The sequence below is a fragment of the Bacillus sp. A01H genome, assembly GCF_045277205.1.
GTDB classification, from domain to species: domain Bacteria; phylum Bacillota; class Bacilli; order Bacillales; family Bacillaceae_G; genus Bacillus_A; species Bacillus_A paranthracis.
Map to the genome: position 1 here is coordinate 1,232,723 of NZ_CP117702.1, position 20,722 is coordinate 1,253,444.

Sequence of the window (20,722 nt, forward strand, 5' to 3'; positions counted from 1 at the left end):
AAAGGTATTTGACAAATAATAAAGTATTGTAAAAAAGCGGAATCTGTAAGCCATTTCCTTTTCATAGATGCTAAAATTATACATGCAGCTGCTAATATAAATAGAAAAAAGGAGATAGTGGAATATGGAAAGTAAAGTAGAACGCTACGTCGAAAACTATGTTGTAAATAAAAATACAATGGCCTTACTTCCTGTAATTCTCAGTGAAAAGAAAATTGTTACGCGAGTTGTTGAAGTGCAAGACTCTTTTTTCGTATTTCAAAAACCTCTAGATATTATAGAAAGAAGTTGTCGCAAGCATGGTTCTAGTTTTTTAGGCAGAAAAGAAGGAACGAAAGAGTTAACTCATATTACACATAAAGCTCCGATTGCGATTAGTCCAACAGATCAACTTTATTTTTTCCCTACCTATTCGTATTCTAGAAAAGAGTGCGCGTGGTTATCTCATTTTTATATTGAAAGCAATAAAGAATTAAAAGATGGAAACCTTATTATCCGATTTATAAATGGCTTTGCTGTGAAGTTAGAGATATCGAAAACTAGTTTTGAAAATCAACAAAATCGTACTGCGAAATTGCGAACGGAGTATGAAGATCGTAGGAAAAAACAAGGGAATCCTTGCTTTAAAGAGGTTGATCAAAGGGATGAATCAACATTAAGACCAGCTTATGAGAGAGTGTATGTTGTTAGAGAAGAGGATGTGTAAAAGGATTTTAGAAGTAGTTTAAAATGTAGTATGGGGTCTTTTAATATATGCGTCTTTCCGAAAAAAGCATTTCGGAAAGACGCATATATTTTTCGGGAGAATATATATATATTTATAATATAATATTAAAAGAGATTATATCGATTTCAAATTATAGAATTAAAAAATAGAAAGTGGGTATTAATTATGAAAAAAGTTAATTATAATTTATATTTCAAGTATATGACTTCTAGCTTTGTTGTATTAGTAGTGGCGCTGCCTACACTGCGTAATATGTTATGGCCATAAACAAATGCAGTTCTGAAAAGGAGTTATATTGATAGCTCCTTTTTTTGTTGTATACTCGGCAAGATTTCTTATTCTGGGAGGGTTTTGATGAAAAATATCCATAGTTATAAAAAAGAAATAAATTTTATACTTATTTCTTTTTTATTGGTAGTTTATTTTTCGACTATTATTGTTAAATATCCAATGCTGGGAATTGAAGTAGAGAAGATAGATGGAAATTATCAAATAGTAGATCTGGATGATGATAAATGGGCTGCAAAACAAGGAATTAAGAGGGGAGATATTATAAAGAATTTAGATAGAGAACCCCCGGAATTCAATTCATCTGTAAACATGTTTTCTAGAGTGGAAAAGGTACAAACTATTCATGTTCAACAAGGTGAAACTGAAAGGAAATATAATGTAATGTATGAAAAGGGTGATAAACAATTTACATATCATTTGTTTATGCCGTTGTTATATTACTTAATATTTATTAGTAGTTGTCTATTTATAATAATTTATAACGGTAGAAAAAATAATAATTGGTCTAACTACTTGTTGCAATTCCTTACATTGTTTAGCCTGACATATATTAGCTCAATTGCCTATGGGAGAATGGATGTATTAGGTATGATTGTTATGTCAAGTAGCTTCAATTACTCCCTAGTGTTATTCCTATTATTTTTAAATGCGTATTTTAACAATAGGAATGAGTGGATTATCAATGCTAAAACCCTTAATTTTCTGCAAAAAACTGTAATTATTCTATTAATATCAACGAATGCACTGCGGTTTTTTTATAATAGATTAGGTTCATTAATAAACGGAATTACCTTTTTAATATTGTTATTTACTATAATGTTTCTCTTAGTGCGCTTTATTTTTCGGAATAAACAAAATGTAAAATTGGAGTTTATTAAAGCTATTATTATTAGTTTTTTGATTTCTTTAATACCGTTTATATTCTTTTTTGTTATTCCCAGCTTATTTTTAGGGAAAGAATTAATAGAATTTGAAATATCTATAATATTTTTCTTATTCATCCCAACTTATTTTTTTTATTTATTGATTTCAAGGGATTTATTTGATGTGAATTTTATCATTAGTAGACTTAAATATTACTTATTTATATCATTGATTGTTTCAGGATTAATATTGATAATGGAAATAATTGTTTTTGACAAGAAGTTTGAGTTGGAAAATGTATTAGATTTTATTCAAGTAAATATTGTTGCTTTTATTTTTATTATTGTGAGTTATTATTTTAAAGACTATTTAGATTTTAAGTTTCGTAAGATCTTATATGATCATAAGAAAATTTATTCAAATAGTTTAAATAGATTTCTTCATCAAATGAAAAGTGAGTACAAACAATCTGATTTAATAAAAGTAATTAAACGAGAGTTTATAGACGTATTAGCAATAAAGGAAATAATTTTTCTACAAATTAATAATGTCAACCAAGAGATAGAACCTATTGAGGGAAAAGTGTCGCTAAATTATGAGGTGTTAAAAAAAGTAAAGTGGTGCGAATTCACAGTAGGATCCGTGATATGGATAGAAGGATATTTTATCGTTGTGGTTTCAGATTTAAATGCAAGTAAAGTAGTATTAATTTGTGATAGAGAGAGTTTAAGTATTGACGAAATTTTATGGTTGGAAACAATTTCAAATTATATCCATTTGCAATTTGAAGCTACTAAAAAGTTAGAAGATTTTATGGATGAAATATCTCATGAAAATTCAGAAAAAGAGTATGTCAATCGATTTGCTCGTTTATCTTTAATGATAAGTGAAAAGGAACGAGGGGATTTGTCTCGGGATATTCACGATGGCGTTTTACAAGATCAGTTACGTTTGTATCGAAAAATGGAAGGATATAAAGAATTATTTGTAGATGAAAAAGTAGTAGAAGTATTAAATGAAATCAAGGAGGAATTAATGGATCAAATATATATTGTTCGAGAAACATGCAACAATTTAAGACCTCCATTTCTAAAGGAGTTAGGTTTGCAACAATCACTTCAGCGATTGTTTAAAAAGATAAGTTTTGAGGCGAATTTTCATTTGAATTATGACATTCAAGAAAAGTTTAATATGAGAAATTTAGAGTATGAAAATGCTATATATAGAATTATACAAGAGTTGTTAAATAACGCATTAAAGCATTCGCAAGCTTCTGTTGTATATCTATATGTGTTCGAGGAAGCGGAATCGATTTATCTTGTATATAAAGATGACGGTATCGGAATGAAAACAAGTGCATTAACTGAATCCTATACAACCATGGGAATATCAGGGGTTGTTACTAGGGTGAAAAGCTTAAATGGAGAAATAAAAATAAACTCGAATATAGGTCAAGGATTAGAGATAGATATTAAATTTAATTAAAGACTATATGTGATTTGCAAAAAATTGTTAATAGGAGTATGAAAATGATAGAGGTTCTTATTATAGATGACCATATGGCTGTTGGAATGGGAACAAAGGCACTCATAGAAACAGAAGATATTTGTGCAGATGTTTTGTTTGACAGTGCTGAATATTTAAGTTGTATTACTAAAAAAAATATGATGTTTATTTAGTGGATTTATTTATGCCTAATTTAAATGGGTTGGAAGTTACAAAGGGGATTTTAAAGCATGATCCGGATGCTGCTATAATAATTTATACAGGTTTTGACATAGAGCCGCATTTCAATCTACTTCTAGAAAATAATATTTCTGGAATTATCAGTAAGACGGCGTCTAAAGAACAGATGATAACTACGATTCGTTGCGCTAAACGAAAAGAAGTGGTTATTCCATTAGGCTTATTTAGGCAATTGCGAATTCAGCAGTTTTCAGCAAAATCATTGTTACAATCTGAAAAAACAAATGAACTTCCTATTACTTTAACTCAAAGAGAGCGAGAGATTTTAATTTTTGTACAGCAAGGAATGACTAATAAAAATATTGCACTAACGTTGAATTTAAGCCAACGTTCTATAGAATATACGTTAACGGAATTATTTAATAAGTTAAGAGTATCTTCTAGAGTAGAGGCTGTAGAGAAAGCAAAATCTCTTGGGATATTATCTAAAATTAATTTGTAATATATGTAATAAAAGATCAAAAATTTAGTTTGTTGAAATAACCTTCAATCACTTCTTTTTCTTTTTTACAAATTCACTCTTTTATTCCCTTTATTATGATGTAGAAAAGTAAATTTGTCTTTTTCCGAAAACTGTATTTCGGAAAAAGACAAGAAACTCTTCGTATGAAACTTGCATTGTTTTTAATATAGTTATGTATAGAAACCAAGATAAAGTAACTTGGTACATATTAAAAACGACGTTATGTCAGTTTAATTGGGGGAATTGTGATGAAAAAGAAACTATTTAAAGGTACAGCGTTAATGCTGTCAGCTGCAATTTTAGGTGGAAGTCTAGCAAATACAACTTCTGTAAGTGCGGCAGAAATTAATCCACCAACTTATTCATTAGAAGAGAAGGCTGAAATGGACAAAGCATTTAAGCTGTTAAGTGTTATTGAATCAATTCCTGATAGTGTATTAGCGGAAGGTAGTGATTCTGTAAATCAGTGGATGGCGGAAAATAATTATGATGGTTTATTCCAAGTTATGGATGCTGTCGAAAATGATGAAGCTGTAGCATATGGGGTAGCAGGTTGTGTTTCAGCTGTCGGGATTGCAGTGCTTTCTAATGTATTCTCAATTACTAAGCTTACAAAAATTAAAAGTGCATTACAAGCGCTAGGTGGGGCAAAAACATTTGTGAATAAATTGATTCCAGCATATAATGCTGCTAGAGCTAGTGGACAAAGTAAAAAAGCAGCTGCAACTTCTGCAGTGAAAAAAGCAGCAAGTGCAGCGGGACCAGAAGCTAAACAAGCGTTGCTAGAGTTCTTTGCTTTAGGAAGTATTTATTCTGCTTGTTTTGAATAATGATATAGGAGTGAAATATGACTATTATCAGTACGATTTTCTTCTTTAGTTTTTCAGTATTTTTTGTAATTCGTTACTTAAAATTAAAAAAGACATACGATTTATTAATGATATTTGTAAGCTTGTATGCAGGGATTATGAGTGTGGAATTAATAAGTTTAAGTACAACGGTATCATATGTTTTAGATACCATAGTTATTGTTCTAGTAATAATTTCTGTAATTCTTTTTCTTAAAGATAAAAAGAATCATTAAATTTTATTATTAAAATTATATTGAAGTTCAAAAAGAGTTTGACCCAAAAGTAGCTGAATAGCTACTCGGGTCAAACTCTTTTTTATTTATAGGGTGTATTGTTGATATAAAATAGCATTATGCACAGCAAATTTATTTTTGAAAAATACTGATTGTCACTATGTATATCATTCCTTTCTAAATATTGTCGAATATTGATAGATTATCATAGCATAATAATGAAGGAATTCTCATGAAAGATATGGAAACTTAATAATTACATCTCCATATGTCGTATCTACCATTTCCTCTTTCATATAGGCAATGATACAGTAGAGGTAGTACTTAGAGTAAAGGGGTAAAGTGTAGAATGGATTTTCAGACAATCAAAGAGTATTTTTCACCAGAAAATATGGATCATATTGTTGAAAGCTATAAAGCGTTCGGACCACTTCTTGGTATTGGGTTACCGATGATAGAGGCGCTAATTCCAGCATTGCCACTTATCGTATTTGTACTGGCGAATGCTGTTGCATTTGGATTTTGGCTCGGTTTTCTTTATTCTTGGCTTGGATCAGTAATGGGTGCCTTACTTGTTTTTTTCATAATCCGCCATTTTGGCCGAAGTCGTTTCTTTTCTTTTGTGAATAAGCATGAGAAAGTACGAAAGGCAATGGGATGGATTGAAAGGAAAGGGTTCGCGCCGATTTTCGTCATCTTTTGTTTTCCGTTTACACCGTCTGCGCTTATAAATGTTGTCGCTGGTCTATCACGCATTAGTGTAAAACAGTTTGGCCTTGCGCTTGCGTTCGGAAAGCTTGTGATGATTTTTATTTTAACGTATATCGGTCATGATTTAATGTCATTTATTCATAATCCAGTGAAATCAGTCATTGTAGCAATTGGTATTTTTATTTTATGGTATGTCGGTAAGAAAATCGAAGTAAAGTTAGAACTACATTAAGAATAGTCTTCTTTGTAAAGGAAAGCTTCATTATTAATGGATAAGGGGAGAAGCGGATGAAGAAAACTTTGAAAAAAGAAGGCATAGAGTGGATACGAACAATTTTAATTGGTGTATTATTAGCTGTATTTTTTCGAACGTTTTTCTTTTCAACGTACGTTGTAGAGGGGAAATCAATGATGCCGACATTGCAAGATGGCAATATGCTCGTTGTAAATAAGGTGAGTTATCAAGTGGGGGACTTGAATAGGTTTGATGTTGTTGTATTTCATGCGAACAAAAAAGAGGACTACGTAAAACGAATTATCGGTTTACCTGGGGATCATATTGAATATAAGCATGATAAACTATATATAAACGGACAATTCGTGGATGAACCTTATCTAGAGAAATATAAGAAAGAGATAAATGGACGACAACTAACAGGTGACTTTACGCTAGAAGAGTTAACGAAGGAAAAAACGGTGCCACCTGGATATATTTTTGTAGTAGGTGATAACCGCCTCGGGAGCTGGGATAGTAGACATTTTGGTTTTGTAAAAGCTGATACAGTTGTCGGTAAAGTTGATTTACGATATTGGCCAATTCAAGAGGTACAAACGAATTTTTCAAAAGGTTGATATAATAGGTAGAAGTATAGAAAAAGACAAACTACTCCGTTTGTCTTTTTTCGTGTCCTATAATACAATTATAGTAGCAAACTAACGTTCGTTATGTAAGTGAAAGGTGGGGTTACATGTCACTTCGATTTGTGATTGGTAGAGCGGGAAGTGGAAAAAGTACACTTTGTTTACACGAAGTGCAAGAAGAGTTAAAACAGCGCCCAAGAGGGGAAACAATATTATATCTTGTGCCAGAACAGATGACATTCCAAACGCAGCAGGCGTTAATTGGTAGTGAGGATGTTAGAGGTTCTATTCGGGCACAAGTTTTTAGTTTTTCACGATTAGCGTGGAAAGTATTGCAAGAAGTTGGCGGAGCGAGTCGTCTTCACATTGATGAAGCGGGCGTACATATGTTACTTCGTAAAATTGTAGAGTCTCGTAAAGATGGATTATCGGTATTCCAAAAAGCAGCGGAGCAAAATGGTTTCTTTGAACATCTTGGCAGTATGATTGCGGAGTTTAAACGATATAACGTGACGCCATCAAACGTATATGAAATGTGGCAACAATTAGATGCACATAGTAGCAGTGCTGAACAAAAGCTATTAGCGAATAAAGTGTATGATTTACAGTTATTATATGATGATTTTGAACGTGCTTTAATCGGAAAGTACTTAGATTCAGAAGACTATCTGCAATTGCTAGTGGAAAAGCTTCCGCAGTCTGAATATGTAAAGGGAGCTGAAATTTATATAGATGGCTTCCATTCGTTTTCACCGCAAGAACTAGAAATTGTAAGACAGCTTATGATTTGCGGTGCGAGAGTGACAATTACATTAACGATAGATGAAAAAACGTTAGCGCAGCCAGTAAATGAACTAGATTTATTTTATGAAACGACGTTAACGTATGAAAAAATAAAAAAAGTAGCGCGTGAAGAGAAAATAGAAATTGAAAAAACGATTCCGCTTATGGAACAACCGCGTTTTCATTCTCCAGCATTAGCGCATTTAGAAGCTCATTATGAAGCGCGTCCGAATGAGAAATTTAACGGGGAAGCAAGTGTAACGATTCATACAGCCGCGAATTTACGAGCTGAAGTAGAAGGCGTTGCTCGTGAAATTCGTAGACTTGTGGCAGATGAAGACTATCGTTACCGAGATATTGCAGTTCTTCTTCGTAACGGAGAAAGTTATTACGATGTAATGCGGACTCTATTTACAGATTATAATATCCCGCACTTTATCGATGAAAAACGCCCGATGTCACATCATCCGTTAGTAGAATGCATTCGTTCTGCACTCGAGATTATTAGCGGGAATTGGCGTTATGATGCAGTATTTCGCTGCGTGAAAACAGAGCTTTTATATCCATTAGACGTAAGAAAAGAAACGATGCGCGAAGAGATGGATGAGTTTGAAAATTACTGTTTAGCGTACGGTGTACAAGGGAAAAGATGGACTTCTGAAGATCCGTGGATGTATCGCCGCTATCGTTCTCTTGACGATACGGACGGGATGATTACAGACAGTGAACGTGAAATGGAAGAGAAAATAAATCGATTGCGTGACGTTGTAAGAACGCCTGTTATTCGTATGCAAAAAAGACTGAAGCGTGCGGGAACGGTTATGCAAATGTGCGAAGCTGTTTACTTATTTTTAGAAGAGCTTGACGTTCCGAAAAAATTAGAAGCATTACGTATTCGTGCAGAAGAGAGTGGAGATTTCTTATTTGCGACAGATCATGAACAAGTATGGGAAGAAGTAATGAGTCTTCTTGATACGTTCGTTGAGATGCTTGGCGAAGAAAAAATGTCACTTTCTATGTTCACAGACGTTATGTCGACAGGTCTTGAGGCGCTTCAATTCGCAAACATTCCGCCGTCATTAGACCAAGTGTTAATTGCGAATATTGATCGTTCTAGATTATCAAATGTGAAAGCAACATTCGTCATTGGAGTGAATGAAGGTGTGATTCCAGCAGCACCGATGGATGAAGGTATGCTTTCTGATGAAGAAAGAGATGTTCTTAGCGCTGCAGGTATTGAACTCGCACCAACGACGAGACAAACTTTATTAGAAGAACAGTTTGTTATGTACCAAATGGTAACGAGAGCAACTGAGAAATTATACATTTCATGCCCGCTTGCAGATGAGGAAGGAAAGACGTTACTTGCTTCTAGCTTTATTAAGAAAATAAAAAGAATGTTCCCTGATGTGAAAGATACATTTATTACGAACGACGTAAATGATTTATCACGTTCGGAACAAATTTCATATGTAGCAACACCAGAAGTAACGTTGTCATATGTTATGCAGCAACTTCAAACGTGGAAGCGATATGGATTTGAAGGCAACTTAGACTTTTGGTGGGATGTATATAATTTCTACGTTACTTCAGATGAATGGAAGCAAAAAAGTAGCCGCGTATTATCAAGCTTATTCTACCGAAATCGTGCGCAAAAGCTAAGTACAGCTGTAAGTAGAGATTTATACGGAGATAAAATAAAAGGAAGCGTTTCTCGTATGGAATTATTTAACCGTTGTGCGTACGCTCATTTTGCGCAGCACGGTTTATCGTTAAGAGAGCGTGATATTTTCAAACTGGATGCGCCAGATATCGGAGAGCTCTTCCATGCAGCGCTGAAGAGAATTGCAGATAGGCTATTACGTGAAAATCGTACTTGGGCGGATTTATCAATAAAAGAGTGTGAGCATCTTTCTACTGTAGTAATAGAAGAAATCGCACCGTTATTACAAAGACAAATTTTATTAAGTTCAAACCGTCATTTCTATTTAAAACAAAAACTACAACAAATCATTTTCCGTACGTCAATCATTCTTCGTGAACATGCGAAGTCTAGCGGTTTCGTACCAGTTGATCTAGAAGTGCCATTTGGTATGGGCGGTACAGGATCACTTCCGCCAATGGAATTCTCCTTACCTAATGGTGTGAAGATGGAAGTAGTTGGCCGTATTGACCGTGTTGATAAGGCAGAAGATGAAAAGGGAACATTCCTACGTATTATTGACTATAAATCAAGCTCAAAAGCGTTAGACTTAACGGAAGTGTATTACGGATTAGCACTTCAAATGTTAACGTATTTAGATGTTGTTACTTCAAATGCGCATACGTGGATGAAAAAAGGCGGCACGGCATCACCAGCTGGTGTATTGTATTTCCACATTCATAACCCAATTGTGGAGGTAAAAGGTGACGCATCTGAAGCAGAAATTGAAAAGGAAATTTTAAAGAAATTCAAAATGAAAGGTCTCGTACTAGGAGATGCTGACGTTGTTCGTTTAATGGATAACAAACTTTCAACAGGAAGCTCTGATATTATTTCTGCTGGTCTGAAAAAAGACGGTAGTTTTAGTGCGCGTTCAAGTATTGCCAGTGAACAAGAGTTTAACGTCCTGCAAAAATACGTACACCATACGTTTGAAAATATCGGGAAAGACATTACAGAAGGCGTTATTGATATTGCTCCTTACAAAAAGGGGAATAAAGCGGCATGTACGTTCTGTAACTTCAAATCTGTTTGTCAGTTTGATGAATCACTTGAAGATAACCAATTCCGTACGCTAAAAGATATGAAAGATAGCGAAGCGATGGAGAAAATTAGAGAGGAGGTTGGCGGAGAATGATAGAAAATTGGCCTAAAAAACCAGAAGGTAGTCAGTGGACAGATGACCAGTGGAAAGCGGTTGTAGCGAACGGACGTGATATTTTAGTCGCGGCAGCAGCAGGATCAGGGAAAACAGCAGTATTAGTTGAACGTATTATTAAAAAGATTATTAATGAAGAAAACCCAGTCGATGTCGACCGCCTGCTCGTTGTAACATTTACGAATGCAGCGGCGCAAGAGATGAAAAACAGAATTGGGGAAGCGTTAGAAAAAGTATTAATTGATGAGCCGGGCTCTCAGCACATTAGAAAGCAGCTGAGCTTATTAAATAAAGCTTCCATTTCAACGATCCATTCATTTTGTTTACAAGTCATTAGAGGATATTATTACATGCTTGATGTTGATCCTCGTTTCCGCATTGCGAATCAAACCGAAAATGAATTGTTAAAAGAAGAAGTGCTAGATGACATATTAGAAGAAGAGTATGGGATAGAAGATAATACGATATTCTTTGAACTCGTTGATCGTTATACGAGTGACCGTAGTGACGATGATTTACAACGTATGATTTTAGCGCTTCATACAGAATCAAGAGCGCATCCAAATCCGGAAAAATGGCTTGATAAATTAGTAGAAGCATATGATGTGGAAGGAAAGACAATTGAAGATTTAGTGTACGCTTCCTACTTATTAGAAGATGTGAAATTTCAACTTGAAACAGCGGAACAGCATATTCGTAAAGCGACAGAGCTCGCAATGCTTCCTGACGGTCCAGCGCCTCGCGTTGAAACCCTGCAAGCAGATTTAGTTTTACTTGGAACGTTATCATCAGCTGCTCGTGAGTCATGGACAAGCGTGTATGAAGCGATGCAAAACGTATCGTGGCAAACGTTAAAGCGTATTAAGAAAAGTGATTACAACGAGGATGTTGTAAAACAAGTAGACTCCCTTCGTAATAAAGCGAAAGATGAAGTGAAAAAATTACAAGAAGAGCTATTTAGCCGTAAGCCTGAAAGTTTCTTACGAGATTTTCAAGATATGCATCCTGTATTAGAAAAGCTTGTTCAGCTCGTAAAAGTATTTACAGAACGTTTCCAAGCGATGAAGCGAGATAAAGGAATGGTCGATTTCACAGATTTAGAGCATTTCTGTTTACAAATTTTAAGTGAACAAAGTGAAAATGGTGAAATGAAGCCATCAGCAGTAGCGCTTCAATATCGTAATAAATTTGCTGAAGTATTAGTCGATGAATATCAAGATACGAACTTCGTACAAGAATCAATTATTAAATTCGTAACGAAAGATTCTGAGAGTGAAGGAAACTTATTCATGGTTGGTGACGTGAAGCAGTCGATTTATCGTTTCCGACTAGCAGAACCAGGATTATTCTTAGGGAAGTATAAACGTTTCACGCAAGAAGGATTAGGCGGCGGAATGAAGATTGACTTAGCGAAAAACTTCCGTAGTCGTCATGAAGTGTTAGCAGGTACAAACTTTATTTTCAAACAAATTATGGGCGAAGAAGTTGGGGAAATCGATTACGATGCTGACGCTGAATTAAAGCTAGGTGCTAGTTATCCAGAAGGTGAAGATGTAGCAGCTGAACTATTGTGCATTCAGCAAACAGAAGAAGAAGTAATAGACGGTGAAGAAGGTGCGGAAGTAGAAAAAGCACAGCTTGAAGCACGTCTTATGGCGCAGCGCATTAAAGCGATGGTTGATTCAGGTTATGAAGTGTATGATCGTAAAACGGATAGTATGCGCCCTGTACAATACCGCGACTTCGTTATTTTACTTCGCTCCATGCCGTGGGCACCGCAAATTATGGAAGAGTTAAAATTGCAAGGAATTCCAGTATACGCTGATCTTGCGACTGGTTACTTTGAAGCGACAGAAGTAAATATTATGATGAACGTATTCCGCGTTATTGATAATCCGATGCAAGATATTCCGCTTGCAGCAGTACTTCGTTCCCCAATCGTTGGATTAAATGATGAAGAACTTGCAACGCTTCGTGCTCATGGGAAGAAAGGATCGTTTTATGAAGTAATGAGCTCATTCTTAAAAGGGGCACCGCTTGAAGAAGAAAAAGAACTACATGATAAATTAGAGTGGTTCTATAACTTATTACAAGGATGGCGTGAATTTGCGCGCCAACAGTCTCTTTCTGATTTAATTTGGAAAGTGTACGGTGAGACAGGTTATTATGACTTTGTCGGTGGTTTACCAGCTGGAAAGCAAAGGCAAGCAAACTTGCGTGTACTATATGACCGCGCAAGACAATATGAAGCAACATCGTTTAGAGGACTATTCCGCTTCTTACGCTTTATTGAGCGTATTTTAGAACGCGGTGATGATATGGGTACGGCGAGAGCTTTAGGTGAACAAGAAGATGTCGTTCGCATTATGACAATTCATAAAAGTAAAGGACTTGAGTTTCCAGTCGTATTTGTCGCTGGACTTGGTCGTCGCTTTAATACACAAGACTTAATGAAGCGTTTCTTACTGCATAAAGACTTCGGTTTTGGTTCGCAATTTATCGATCCTCGTAAACGAATTAAATATACGACATTATCACAACTTGCAATTAAGCGTAAAATGAAAATGGAATTAATCGCGGAAGAAATGCGCGTCTTATACGTAGCGTTAACACGTGCAAAAGAGAAGTTAATTTTAATTGGAACGGTTAAGGATGCAACTAAGGAAATGGAAAAATGGCTGGATGCGAGAGAGCATAGTGAATGGTTATTACCAGATCATATACGTGCCGGAGCGTCTTGCTACTTAGACTGGATTGCACCTTCATTATATAGGCACCGTGATAGTGAAATACTTCTTGAATTAGGACAAGGAAGTGTTCCAGATGAAATTTATGGGTATGACACTAGCTGGAAAGTAGAAGTTGTTGACGGTAACACGTTACTCGCGCCAGAACCGGTTCAAGAAGAGAAACAAGAATTGTTAGAAGCACTTCGTGAGAAAAAGGCCGTTCCCCTGCAAAGTGAACGGAAAGAAGAGGTGTACGATAGATTAATGTGGAAGTACGGATATGAGGAAGCGACATCTCATCGTGCGAAGCAATCTGTTACAGAAATAAAGAGAAATTATCAATCTGAAGAAGGTAGCGATAATGCCTTTATTAAAAAATTACGTGCACCAATTAGGACACGTCCTCGTTTTATGGAGAAAAAGGGATTAACATATGCAGAGCGCGGAACAGCAGTACATGCCGTTATGCAGCATGTTGATTTGAAGAAGCCGATTACAGAAGAAGTGATTCGGGAGCAAATTGCTGGAATGGTAAATAAAGAATTATTAACATTCGAGCAGGCGGAAGAAATTGCGATTGAAAAAGTAATTTCATTCTTTGATAGTGACCTAGGTAAAAGGGTATTAGCGGCGAAAAGTGTTGAGCGTGAAGTACCATTTACGATGATGCTTGCAGCAGAAGAAGCGTATCAAGATTGGCAAGGGCAGAGCGGGGAATCCATTCTTGTCCAAGGGGTTATTGACTGCATGATTGAAGAGGAAGATGGTATTACTTTAATCGACTTTAAAACGGATACGATTGAAGGGAAGTTCCCAGGTGGATTTGATCAAGCGAAACCAATTTTAGAAGAGCGATATAAAGTCCAGCTTTCGTTATATGCAAAGGCACTTGAGAAAAGCTTACAACATCCTGTGAAAGAGAAATGTTTATACTTCTTTGATGGTAATCATGTTATAAAAGTTGAGGAATAGAGGGGCTTGCAAATGGTAACGGAAAAAACGTTAAGAACGTGTGAAAAAGGACATGAGTACTATAAAAGTAGCGATTGTCCAACTTGCCCAACCTGTGAGAAAGAGAGAACGCCAAAAGAAGGGTTTCTTTCCCTTCTTTCAGCGCCAGCAAGAAGGGCGCTAGAGCATCATGGAATTCACACTGTAGAAGAACTCTCAAAGTATAGTGAGAAAGAAGTTTTAAAACTGCATGGTATGGGACCTGCGTCGATGCCGAAGCTTAGAAAGGCTTTGGAGGAACAAGGATTATCATTTAAATAAAAAGAGTGCTATGCTCTTCTAGAAGAAATAGAAAAGAGTCCATCACGTTAGATGGACTCTTTTACTATCTACCTATAAAGAGTAATTACAGGGCAACTGTTTGATTAAGCTGTTCCAATCTGGTCTTGATCCGCCACATCAGAATCAAACGTATTTGTTGCACTAACACCGTTAAAAGTATTCACGACAAATCCAACATTGGAAGCTCCAGATCCATTATAAGCTTTCGTATTTTCTTTCGGAGAAACGTTATAAAAATCCCCTAAATTGAAAGAACCATTACTGTTTTGCACGACGAGATTTCCAACAACAGAAGGCATACCATCCACCTACTTTACTAAACTTTGTAATTACTATATGAATTATTGTGCGGAAGGTTCATCTGTAATATATTGGCGAATTTGCATAATACGAGAGTTATTAAAAACATAATCAACATTTCCAATTTGAAATCCACCAGAGTTTAAAAGTGTGCGCAATTCAACGTTATTCACTTCAATAAAAGGACATTCATTTACAATGTTTAATTTTACATCTGTCGTTCGTTTCGGGATTGTAATGTATTCATCTGTAAAGATTTCAAATGCATCTAAGCGACCTTCGTCTTTTATATAACAAGGGAATTCCCGGTGAACGGCAAGAGCTCTACTTTTTAATTCCATTTGATTGGCATCTCCAACTTGAAATACGGCAGCAATCCCTAACGAAACAATAGAAACATTTTGGACAATAGACACGTGATGTAACATAATTTCTCAGTCTCCTTAACCTGGAGTAGGAGGGACATCTGTTACTAATGGCACAAATGGACCCTCTGTAACAGTTTCAAACGGCGTATCAAGAATAGAAGATAGAATGAGGAAATTTGCATCCCCAATTAAAAAGAGTGCGGACGACGATACACCGTTCATTTTAATCTGTCCGACTTTGAACTCGCGGTTTACAACGTTAAGGTTCATACATACTTACTCCTTTCGGAAATTGCCCGGTATGTGTTGAATAAAAGAGAGGAAGGCTTTGTCGATATCATGTTTCATAGCTTGAATAATGATATCTCGTAAATAATCTGGATCTGTTGAAATCCCTTCATGTGATTGTGCTTGTGATAAATAATAAGGAAGTCTATGCTCCATCTGTTTCTTTATGTCGTCAACCATCATTTGTCGATACATTTCATCGAGCGGCGTTCTCTCTTCCTGTTCAAAATGGAGAATTCGATTATATGCTTCTTCATCTAAGTAACGATGCATTTCCTGAAGGATACCTTGGTAAAAGTCTGGGTTTGTATCTGTTTCAGGATTGACCTTCAAAGTTTCCGTGTCAACTTGAAAATCCTCAATTTGTTGTCCTTTTGTTGAAAATGGATTTAATCCAATATTTAAAGTGCCATTTAAATTTTCTACTTTTAATTGATCGAATTTATATTCCACTTTTCCTATAGAAGAGGAGGGGCGACTTTTTAATTCATTAAGCTCTTCTTGTAATTGACGAACTTGATCTTCTAAGTTAAGAATGGTCGCTTGTTGTGCTTGAAGAGCTTGTTGAAGTTGGTGTAAGTAAGTATATATATCTTGATTCATTTGTGAAACCTCCTTTTCAATAGGGAGGGTAAATATATTCCTACTATATATTTATGACAAGGATGTCTTAAGAAGAACTAGTTGATGGTTTGATAGAAATAATTTGTCCTTTCGCTTGTAATGGGCGAAGGGGTTCTGTAAATCCGCCAGTATTTGAGAATTTAGATAGGGCTTTAATACTTCCGGCAGTACCAATCTGGAATACAGAAGAGGTTGTAATGCTATCAATTTTAATACTGTTAATGATGATGCTTTGGTTTACATAAAAATTCAATACAATCGCCCCCTTTAAGTTGAACCAATTATCGCTTGATCAACAACATCTGAATCATTAACAGTCGTTGCGCTTTGATAATTGTAGACAGAAACGTTATCTCCAACATTAAAAGAGCCGGCCCCAGCGAAAGCGCGTGAATAACTAATAGGCCTAATCGCAAATACATCTCCAATATGAAAAATACCACTTGATCCAATATTAACGATACGAATATGTCCGACCATAGCTGGCATACAAAACACCTTTCGTTTTTAAAATTTTCTTTTCTACTATTGTATGGGCGTTTTTAATAAAATGTGTGTTTTTTTGAAATAAAAGAAACACACACGTTATTGTGTGTGTGTGTCGAGTGTTTGATTAGGGTGAAAATCCGTATGTACATGCCAAATTGCATTTAAGAGCCTGTCCAGTTCTTGGCTACAATCCACTGTTTTTTGAGAAGTCATTCCGTAGCGTTCAGCAAAATAAATCATTTTTTCACGTTTTTTTTCAATCGCTTGCTCAAACATTGAAATCGGCTCCATCTCTAAATGAAATTTTTAGTATATATGTAGTACATATTATACAAAAAAAACATAAAAAAGAAATGCATTCGCTAAAAAAAGTGAAATTTCTACATTTTATGCCAAATGATAAAGGAGTAACGAATCGGATATGAGAAGAATATTGTAAAAATTAGCGTGTATGAGAAGGTTTTTTTCTTACAGATGCGAATACAATTAAAAGGTATGAGTTTTAGGATGGAGAGTGGAAATGTTGCGTTTGGTAACGGCGAAAAAAGAAGAAAAGGTATTTGTAGGTATTGTGGATGAAGAAGAAGAAAAGGTATTGCACTTAAGAGAAGCGCAAAGGCAAAAGGGAGAAAAGGTTACAATCCCTATTACAATGTTAGAATGTATTGAAAGAGGAACCGAATGTGTTGAAAAAATGTGTGAAATTGTCAATTGGGCGAAGGAAAATGAAGGAACGGCGTATTACCCGTTAACTGAGGTGAAAATATTAGCACCAATTCCAAGGCCAAGAAAGAATATTCTTTGCGTTGGAAAAAATTATCGTGAGCATGCGATGGAAATGGGCGGCGTAGAGTCAATTCCAGAAAATATAATGATCTTTACGAAAGCACCAACGACAGTGATTGGAATGGATGAAAAAATTAATAGTCATCCCCACGCAACAAATGAATTAGACTATGAAGGGGAACTAGCTATCGTCATTGGTAAGCGAGGGAAACAAATAAAAAAAGAAAAAGCGCTTGAGCATGTTTTTGGTTATACCATTATAAATGATATAACTGCTCGCGATATTCAAAGGAAGCATAAGCAATTTTTCCTTGGAAAAAGTTTCGATACATTTTGTCCGATGGGACCGTATTTAATTCATAAATCGATGGTTAGTGCGCCAAATGCGTTACACATTGAAACGGTAGTAAATGGAGAAGTAAGACAAACTTCAAATACAAATAAAATGATTTTTTCAATAGAAGAAATCATTTCAACGATAAGTAAAGGAATGACATTAGAACCAGGAGATATTATTGCAACAGGAACCCCGGCTGGTGTTGGAAAAGGTTTCACACCACCGAAGTTTTTGCATGCCGGTGATGAAGTAGTTGTTACAGTAGAAGGAATTGGTACTTTGCGAAATGTAGTGAAGTGAAGAAAAGAGCTATCTTATTAATAAGATAGCTCTTTTCTATGGTCTTGGGTGATAGAGGTAATCGATAACGGAAAAAGTGTAAAGACCAATGACTGCAAGTGTACAAATGCCAAATAGTATAACCGTAAGTGCGCTTTTTTCGCGTCCAAAACCAATGATAGTAAGAATAACAGTAGTCCAAAATGATGCTTTCAGTAGTGTGAATGTAGTGGGAGTTGAGTAGTGACTAAGCGATGTTACGGAAACTAGGAAGCCAAAGAATGTAACTAAAAGAAAAGTTGTAGCTAAATAGTTAATATGTTTGCCGTATCTTAATAACATATCGCACCTCCTTTATGAATTTAAAATACAGAAAATTACAATTTTATTTTAGTATAAATCAATATAAAATGAAAGAGGTTGTCCCAACATGTAGGACAACCTCTCTATTATTACGATAATACAGCTTTAATTTTTTGGAATGCCCACTCTAAATCTTCTTCAGAGATTACTAGAGGTGGTGCGATACGAATTACGTTTTCGTGTGTTTCTTTACATAACAGTCCAGCTGCTTTTAGTTGTTCACAGTAAGGGCGAGCTGGCTCGTTTAATTCGATACCGATAAATAAACCTTTACCGCGAACTTCAGTAATCATTGGGTTATCGATTTCTTTTAATTGTCCAACTAATTTTTCACCTAATTGAAGAGAACGCTCTGTTAATTTTTCTTCTTCTAACACTTCAAGAGCTGCGATAGAAACAGCACATGCAAGTGGATTACCACCGAATGTAGAACCGTGAGAACCTGGCTCAAATACCCCTAAAATGTCGCGGTTTGCTGCAACGCAAGAGATTGGGAATACGCCGCCGCCAAGCGCTTTACCAAGTATGTACATGTCAGGAGTTACACCGTCCCAGTCACAAGCAAATACTTTACCAGTACGGCCTAAGCCAGTTTGGATTTCATCTGCTACGAATAAAACGTTTTCTTTTTTACATACTTCAAGAGCTTCTTTTAAGAAACCAGCTGGGGGGATGTTAATCCCTGCTTCACCTTGGATTGGCTCTAAAATGAATGCAGCTGTGTTTGGTGTAATAGCAGCTTTTAACGCTTCTAAATCACCGTAAGGAATTACAACGATGCCAGGAAGCATTGGACCGAATCCGCGCTTGTACTCTTCGTTTGAAGACATAGAAACAGCACCCATCGTACGTCCGTGGAAGTTATCTTCACAAACGATAATTTCAGCACGGTTTGCTTCTACTTTCTTCACATCATAAGCCCAGCGGCGAGCTGTTTTAATTGCAGTTTCAACAGCTTCTGCACCTGTATTCATTGGAAGTACCATTTCTTTATTAGTTAGTTTCGCAACTTTTTCGTACCAAGGACCTAATTGATCGCTATGGAAAGCACGAGAAGTTAACGTAACACGATTAGCTTGGTCAATTAAAGCGTTAATAATTTTTGGGTGACGATGACCTTGGTTTACTGCCGAATATGCACTTAATAAGTCCATATAGCGGTTTCCTTCAGGATCTTCTACCCAAACGCCTTCTGCTTTAGAAATAACGATTGGAAGTGGGTGATAGTTATTTGCCCCGTATGTGTCTGTAAGTTCGATAATATCCTTAGTTTGAATCATGATTGTTCCCCCTTTTGTTATTACAAGAAGTTTGTAAATACTCTAAATATTATAGCATTTAAATGTAAAAAAGCGAAACATTTCCTGAAAATAAATGAACATGTTATCATATAGAATGAAAAAGTGTGAAAAGAGGAGGTAAGGGATACGATGGTACATATGCATATTACAGCATGGGCGTTAGGTTTAATTTTATTTTTCGTTGCGTATTCACTTTATTCAGCAGGAAGAAAAGGGAAAGGTGTACATATGGGGCTTCGTCTTATGTACATTATCATTATTGTGACAGGTTTCATGTTGTACATGGGTATTATGAAGACTGCAACAAGTAACATGCACATGTGGTATGGTTTAAAAATGCTAGCTGGTATTTTAGTTATCGCTGGAATGGAAATGGTTCTTGTGAAAATGAGCAAGAACAAGGCAACGGGGGCATTCTGGGGATTATTTATTATCGCGCTTGTAGCGGTATTTTATCTAGGACTGAAATTACCGATTGGTTGGCAAGTATTCTAATAAAGAAAATAAAACCACCTTATAATCTCAAATGTTTGGGAGATAAGGTGGTTTTTTATTTTATGTTGCATCGATATGCAACTCTTCTCCGTTTACTTTCGTAAAACGAAACATATTTTTATTTGACGTAGCGTGACGAACGAAATGGTGCTGCAGTGTACAAATCATCTCTTCGTTATCAAATAAAAGAATATTTACTCCTTCGCATGCTTCCTCTTTCGGTAAAAAGGATAAATAATTATGACAATACATGCAATCATATAAAGAGTAATGAAGTGATTGCAATGCCTCTGTTAATAAGGCGAAGACAGAGTCAGGTAATTCCTCAAGCCATTCTGTATAGCTAAGGAGTAATTTTTTACGAATGCGTATCATTTCCCCATTTTGCAAATGGTGCTGTTCGTTGGCGATTTGTAATATATCTTGTTCATAGAAACGAGCCGGTAGCCAGTTGTTGTTATATAAAATTTCAAATCCATCTTCGGCAATATCTTCTAATAAAAATGCTTCCTCATTTTCATCATCAAAGAATACCCATTCATTGTTTATATATTCTACATTACCGACCGTATGAGCGCGAGGCTGGTTATATAAAATATGTTTACGTTGTATCATACACGATTTCTCCTTTTGAAAAGTAGTTATTCCTGTTATAGACAGTTCGTGCATTCTTTATAAC

20 protein-coding genes and 1 pseudogene are annotated in these 20,722 nt (G+C 35.7%); 11 read left to right on the forward strand and 10 right to left on the reverse strand.

Translation table 11 applies throughout. The annotated features are described in order from the left end of the window. Positions 1 to 124 precede the first annotated feature (124 nt). The 9 genes and pseudogenes from PSR14_RS06550 (at position 125) to PSR14_RS06590 (ending at position 14,392) form a co-directional block, all read left to right on the forward strand. Complete coding sequence (locus PSR14_RS06550) at positions 125 to 706, forward strand: competence protein ComK (RefSeq protein WP_000444431.1); 582 nt, start codon at positions 125 to 127, stop codon at positions 704 to 706. Between the two features lie 375 nt (positions 707 to 1,081). Further along, entirely contained in the window at positions 1,082 to 3,367 is a 2,286-nt protein-coding gene (locus PSR14_RS06555; protein ID WP_142328659.1) for an ATP-binding protein, read from the forward strand. Positions 3,368 to 3,411: 44 nt separating this feature from the next. Next, positions 3,412 to 4,070, forward strand: a pseudogene (locus tag PSR14_RS06560) (response regulator). Between the two features lie 269 nt (positions 4,071 to 4,339). Continuing rightward, positions 4,340 to 4,921, forward strand: a complete 582-nt coding sequence (locus tag PSR14_RS06565) for a hypothetical protein (protein WP_113733105.1) — start codon at positions 4,340 to 4,342, stop codon at positions 4,919 to 4,921. A 603-nt stretch (positions 4,922 to 5,524) separates the two neighbouring features. Beyond that, complete coding sequence (locus PSR14_RS06570; RefSeq protein WP_000347516.1) at positions 5,525 to 6,118, forward strand: TVP38/TMEM64 family protein; 594 nt, start codon at positions 5,525 to 5,527, stop codon at positions 6,116 to 6,118. A gap of 56 nt (positions 6,119 to 6,174) precedes the next feature. Beyond that, positions 6,175 to 6,738, forward strand: coding sequence for a signal peptidase I (lepB, locus tag PSR14_RS06575; RefSeq protein ID WP_000751900.1), 564 nt, complete (start codon positions 6,175 to 6,177; stop codon positions 6,736 to 6,738). Positions 6,739 to 6,854: 116 nt separating this feature from the next. Continuing rightward, entirely contained in the window at positions 6,855 to 10,370 is a 3,516-nt protein-coding gene (gene addB / locus PSR14_RS06580) for a helicase-exonuclease AddAB subunit AddB (protein WP_098487486.1), read from the forward strand. Beyond that, positions 10,367 to 14,092, forward strand: coding sequence for a helicase-exonuclease AddAB subunit AddA (gene addA / locus PSR14_RS06585; RefSeq protein WP_086405318.1), 3,726 nt, complete (start codon positions 10,367 to 10,369; stop codon positions 14,090 to 14,092). Before addB ends, addA begins: the two co-directional genes overlap by 4 nt. A 12-nt stretch (positions 14,093 to 14,104) precedes the next feature. Further along, the gene (locus PSR14_RS06590; protein ID WP_000255720.1) at positions 14,105 to 14,392 is read left to right on the forward strand and encodes an RNA polymerase alpha subunit C-terminal domain-containing protein; all 288 of its coding nucleotides are present in this window, start codon (positions 14,105 to 14,107) and stop codon (positions 14,390 to 14,392) included. A 104-nt stretch (positions 14,393 to 14,496) separates the two neighbouring features. Here the strand turns inward: PSR14_RS06590 and gerPF are convergent, their stop codons facing one another. From gerPF to PSR14_RS06625, 7 genes are all read right to left on the reverse strand, one after another. Then, on the reverse strand, positions 14,497 to 14,712 hold the full coding sequence (gene gerPF, locus PSR14_RS06595; RefSeq protein ID WP_001141566.1) for a spore germination protein GerPF: 216 nt from the start codon (positions 14,710 to 14,712) through the stop codon (positions 14,497 to 14,499). Between the two features lie 42 nt (positions 14,713 to 14,754). After that, complete coding sequence (locus PSR14_RS06600; RefSeq protein ID WP_000902335.1) at positions 14,755 to 15,141, reverse strand: spore germination protein GerPE; 387 nt, start codon at positions 15,139 to 15,141, stop codon at positions 14,755 to 14,757. A 15-nt stretch (positions 15,142 to 15,156) separates the two neighbouring features. Then, positions 15,157 to 15,351 carry a spore germination protein GerPD gene (gene gerPD, locus PSR14_RS06605; RefSeq protein WP_001052802.1) on the reverse strand — a complete coding sequence of 65 codons (195 nt, stop codon included), beginning with the start codon at positions 15,349 to 15,351 and terminating at the stop codon, positions 15,157 to 15,159. A 6-nt stretch (positions 15,352 to 15,357) separates the two neighbouring features. After that, positions 15,358 to 15,972 carry a spore germination protein GerPC gene (gerPC, locus tag PSR14_RS06610; protein ID WP_001070747.1) on the reverse strand — a complete coding sequence of 205 codons (615 nt, stop codon included), beginning with the start codon at positions 15,970 to 15,972 and terminating at the stop codon, positions 15,358 to 15,360. Positions 15,973 to 16,039: 67 nt separating this feature from the next. Beyond that, positions 16,040 to 16,246: a spore germination protein GerPB gene (gerPB, locus tag PSR14_RS06615; RefSeq protein ID WP_001012508.1), complete on the reverse strand. Its 207-nt coding sequence runs from the start codon at positions 16,244 to 16,246 to the stop codon at positions 16,040 to 16,042. Between the two features lie 14 nt (positions 16,247 to 16,260). Next, positions 16,261 to 16,482 (reverse strand): spore germination protein GerPA, encoded by a 222-nt coding sequence (gene gerPA, locus PSR14_RS06620; RefSeq protein WP_001111188.1) that lies wholly within the window; start codon positions 16,480 to 16,482, stop codon positions 16,261 to 16,263. 96 nt (positions 16,483 to 16,578) lie between these two features. Next, complete coding sequence (locus tag PSR14_RS06625) at positions 16,579 to 16,758, reverse strand: aspartyl-phosphate phosphatase Spo0E family protein (RefSeq protein WP_000462840.1); 180 nt, start codon at positions 16,756 to 16,758, stop codon at positions 16,579 to 16,581. A 244-nt stretch (positions 16,759 to 17,002) separates the two neighbouring features. Between PSR14_RS06625 and PSR14_RS06630 the strand changes: the two genes are divergently transcribed. Continuing rightward, positions 17,003 to 17,905 (forward strand): fumarylacetoacetate hydrolase family protein, encoded by a 903-nt coding sequence (locus tag PSR14_RS06630; RefSeq protein ID WP_000945298.1) that lies wholly within the window; start codon positions 17,003 to 17,005, stop codon positions 17,903 to 17,905. A gap of 36 nt (positions 17,906 to 17,941) precedes the next feature. On the opposite strand, the gene PSR14_RS06635 is transcribed toward PSR14_RS06630, so the two are convergent. Together PSR14_RS06635 and rocD are read right to left on the reverse strand one after the other, a co-directional pair. Then, positions 17,942 to 18,226, reverse strand: coding sequence for a hypothetical protein (locus PSR14_RS06635; protein ID WP_000926869.1), 285 nt, complete (start codon positions 18,224 to 18,226; stop codon positions 17,942 to 17,944). Positions 18,227 to 18,336: 110 nt separating this feature from the next. Next, positions 18,337 to 19,527, reverse strand: coding sequence for an ornithine aminotransferase (gene rocD, locus PSR14_RS06640; RefSeq protein WP_000616655.1), 1,191 nt, complete (start codon positions 19,525 to 19,527; stop codon positions 18,337 to 18,339). A gap of 150 nt (positions 19,528 to 19,677) precedes the next feature. On the opposite strand from rocD, the gene PSR14_RS06645 reads away from it, so the two are divergent. Next, on the forward strand, positions 19,678 to 20,043 hold the full coding sequence (locus PSR14_RS06645) for a YisL family protein (protein WP_000233491.1): 366 nt from the start codon (positions 19,678 to 19,680) through the stop codon (positions 20,041 to 20,043). Positions 20,044 to 20,103: 60 nt separating this feature from the next. On the opposite strand, the gene PSR14_RS06650 is transcribed toward PSR14_RS06645, so the two are convergent. Next, positions 20,104 to 20,658, reverse strand: a complete 555-nt coding sequence (locus PSR14_RS06650; protein ID WP_000616053.1) for a DUF2777 domain-containing protein — start codon at positions 20,656 to 20,658, stop codon at positions 20,104 to 20,106. Between the last annotated feature and the right edge of the window lie 64 nt (positions 20,659 to 20,722).

Coding starts and splice junctions, on each gene's coding strand:
- PSR14_RS06645 (WP_000233491.1), top strand. CDS start 19,678: ATGGTACATATGCATATTACAGCATGGGCGTTAGGTTTAATTTTATTT.
- PSR14_RS06650 (WP_000616053.1), bottom strand. CDS start 20,658: ATGATACAACGTAAACATATTTTATATAACCAGCCTCGCGCTCATACG.
- lepB (WP_000751900.1), top strand. CDS start 6,175: ATGAAGAAAACTTTGAAAAAAGAAGGCATAGAGTGGATACGAACAATT.
- gerPF (WP_001141566.1), bottom strand. CDS start 14,712: ATGCCTTCTGTTGTTGGAAATCTCGTCGTGCAAAACAGTAATGGTTCT.
- PSR14_RS06600 (WP_000902335.1), bottom strand. CDS start 15,141: ATGTTACATCACGTGTCTATTGTCCAAAATGTTTCTATTGTTTCGTTA.
- PSR14_RS06625 (WP_000462840.1), bottom strand. CDS start 16,758: ATGTTTGAGCAAGCGATTGAAAAAAAACGTGAAAAAATGATTTATTTT.
- addB (WP_098487486.1), top strand. CDS start 6,855: ATGTCACTTCGATTTGTGATTGGTAGAGCGGGAAGTGGAAAAAGTACA.
- gerPC (WP_001070747.1), bottom strand. CDS start 15,972: ATGAATCAAGATATATATACTTACTTACACCAACTTCAACAAGCTCTT.
- PSR14_RS06630 (WP_000945298.1), top strand. CDS start 17,003: ATGTTGCGTTTGGTAACGGCGAAAAAAGAAGAAAAGGTATTTGTAGGT.
- rocD (WP_000616655.1), bottom strand. CDS start 19,527: ATGATTCAAACTAAGGATATTATCGAACTTACAGACACATACGGGGCA.
- PSR14_RS06635 (WP_000926869.1), bottom strand. CDS start 18,226: ATGTTATTAAGATACGGCAAACATATTAACTATTTAGCTACAACTTTT.
- addA (WP_086405318.1), top strand. CDS start 10,367: ATGATAGAAAATTGGCCTAAAAAACCAGAAGGTAGTCAGTGGACAGAT.
- PSR14_RS06550 (WP_000444431.1), top strand. CDS start 125: ATGGAAAGTAAAGTAGAACGCTACGTCGAAAACTATGTTGTAAATAAA.
- PSR14_RS06590 (WP_000255720.1), top strand. CDS start 14,105: ATGGTAACGGAAAAAACGTTAAGAACGTGTGAAAAAGGACATGAGTAC.
- gerPA (WP_001111188.1), bottom strand. CDS start 16,482: ATGCCAGCTATGGTCGGACATATTCGTATCGTTAATATTGGATCAAGT.
- PSR14_RS06555 (WP_142328659.1), top strand. CDS start 1,082: ATGAAAAATATCCATAGTTATAAAAAAGAAATAAATTTTATACTTATT.
- PSR14_RS06565 (WP_113733105.1), top strand. CDS start 4,340: ATGAAAAAGAAACTATTTAAAGGTACAGCGTTAATGCTGTCAGCTGCA.
- gerPD (WP_001052802.1), bottom strand. CDS start 15,351: ATGAACCTTAACGTTGTAAACCGCGAGTTCAAAGTCGGACAGATTAAA.
- PSR14_RS06570 (WP_000347516.1), top strand. CDS start 5,525: ATGGATTTTCAGACAATCAAAGAGTATTTTTCACCAGAAAATATGGAT.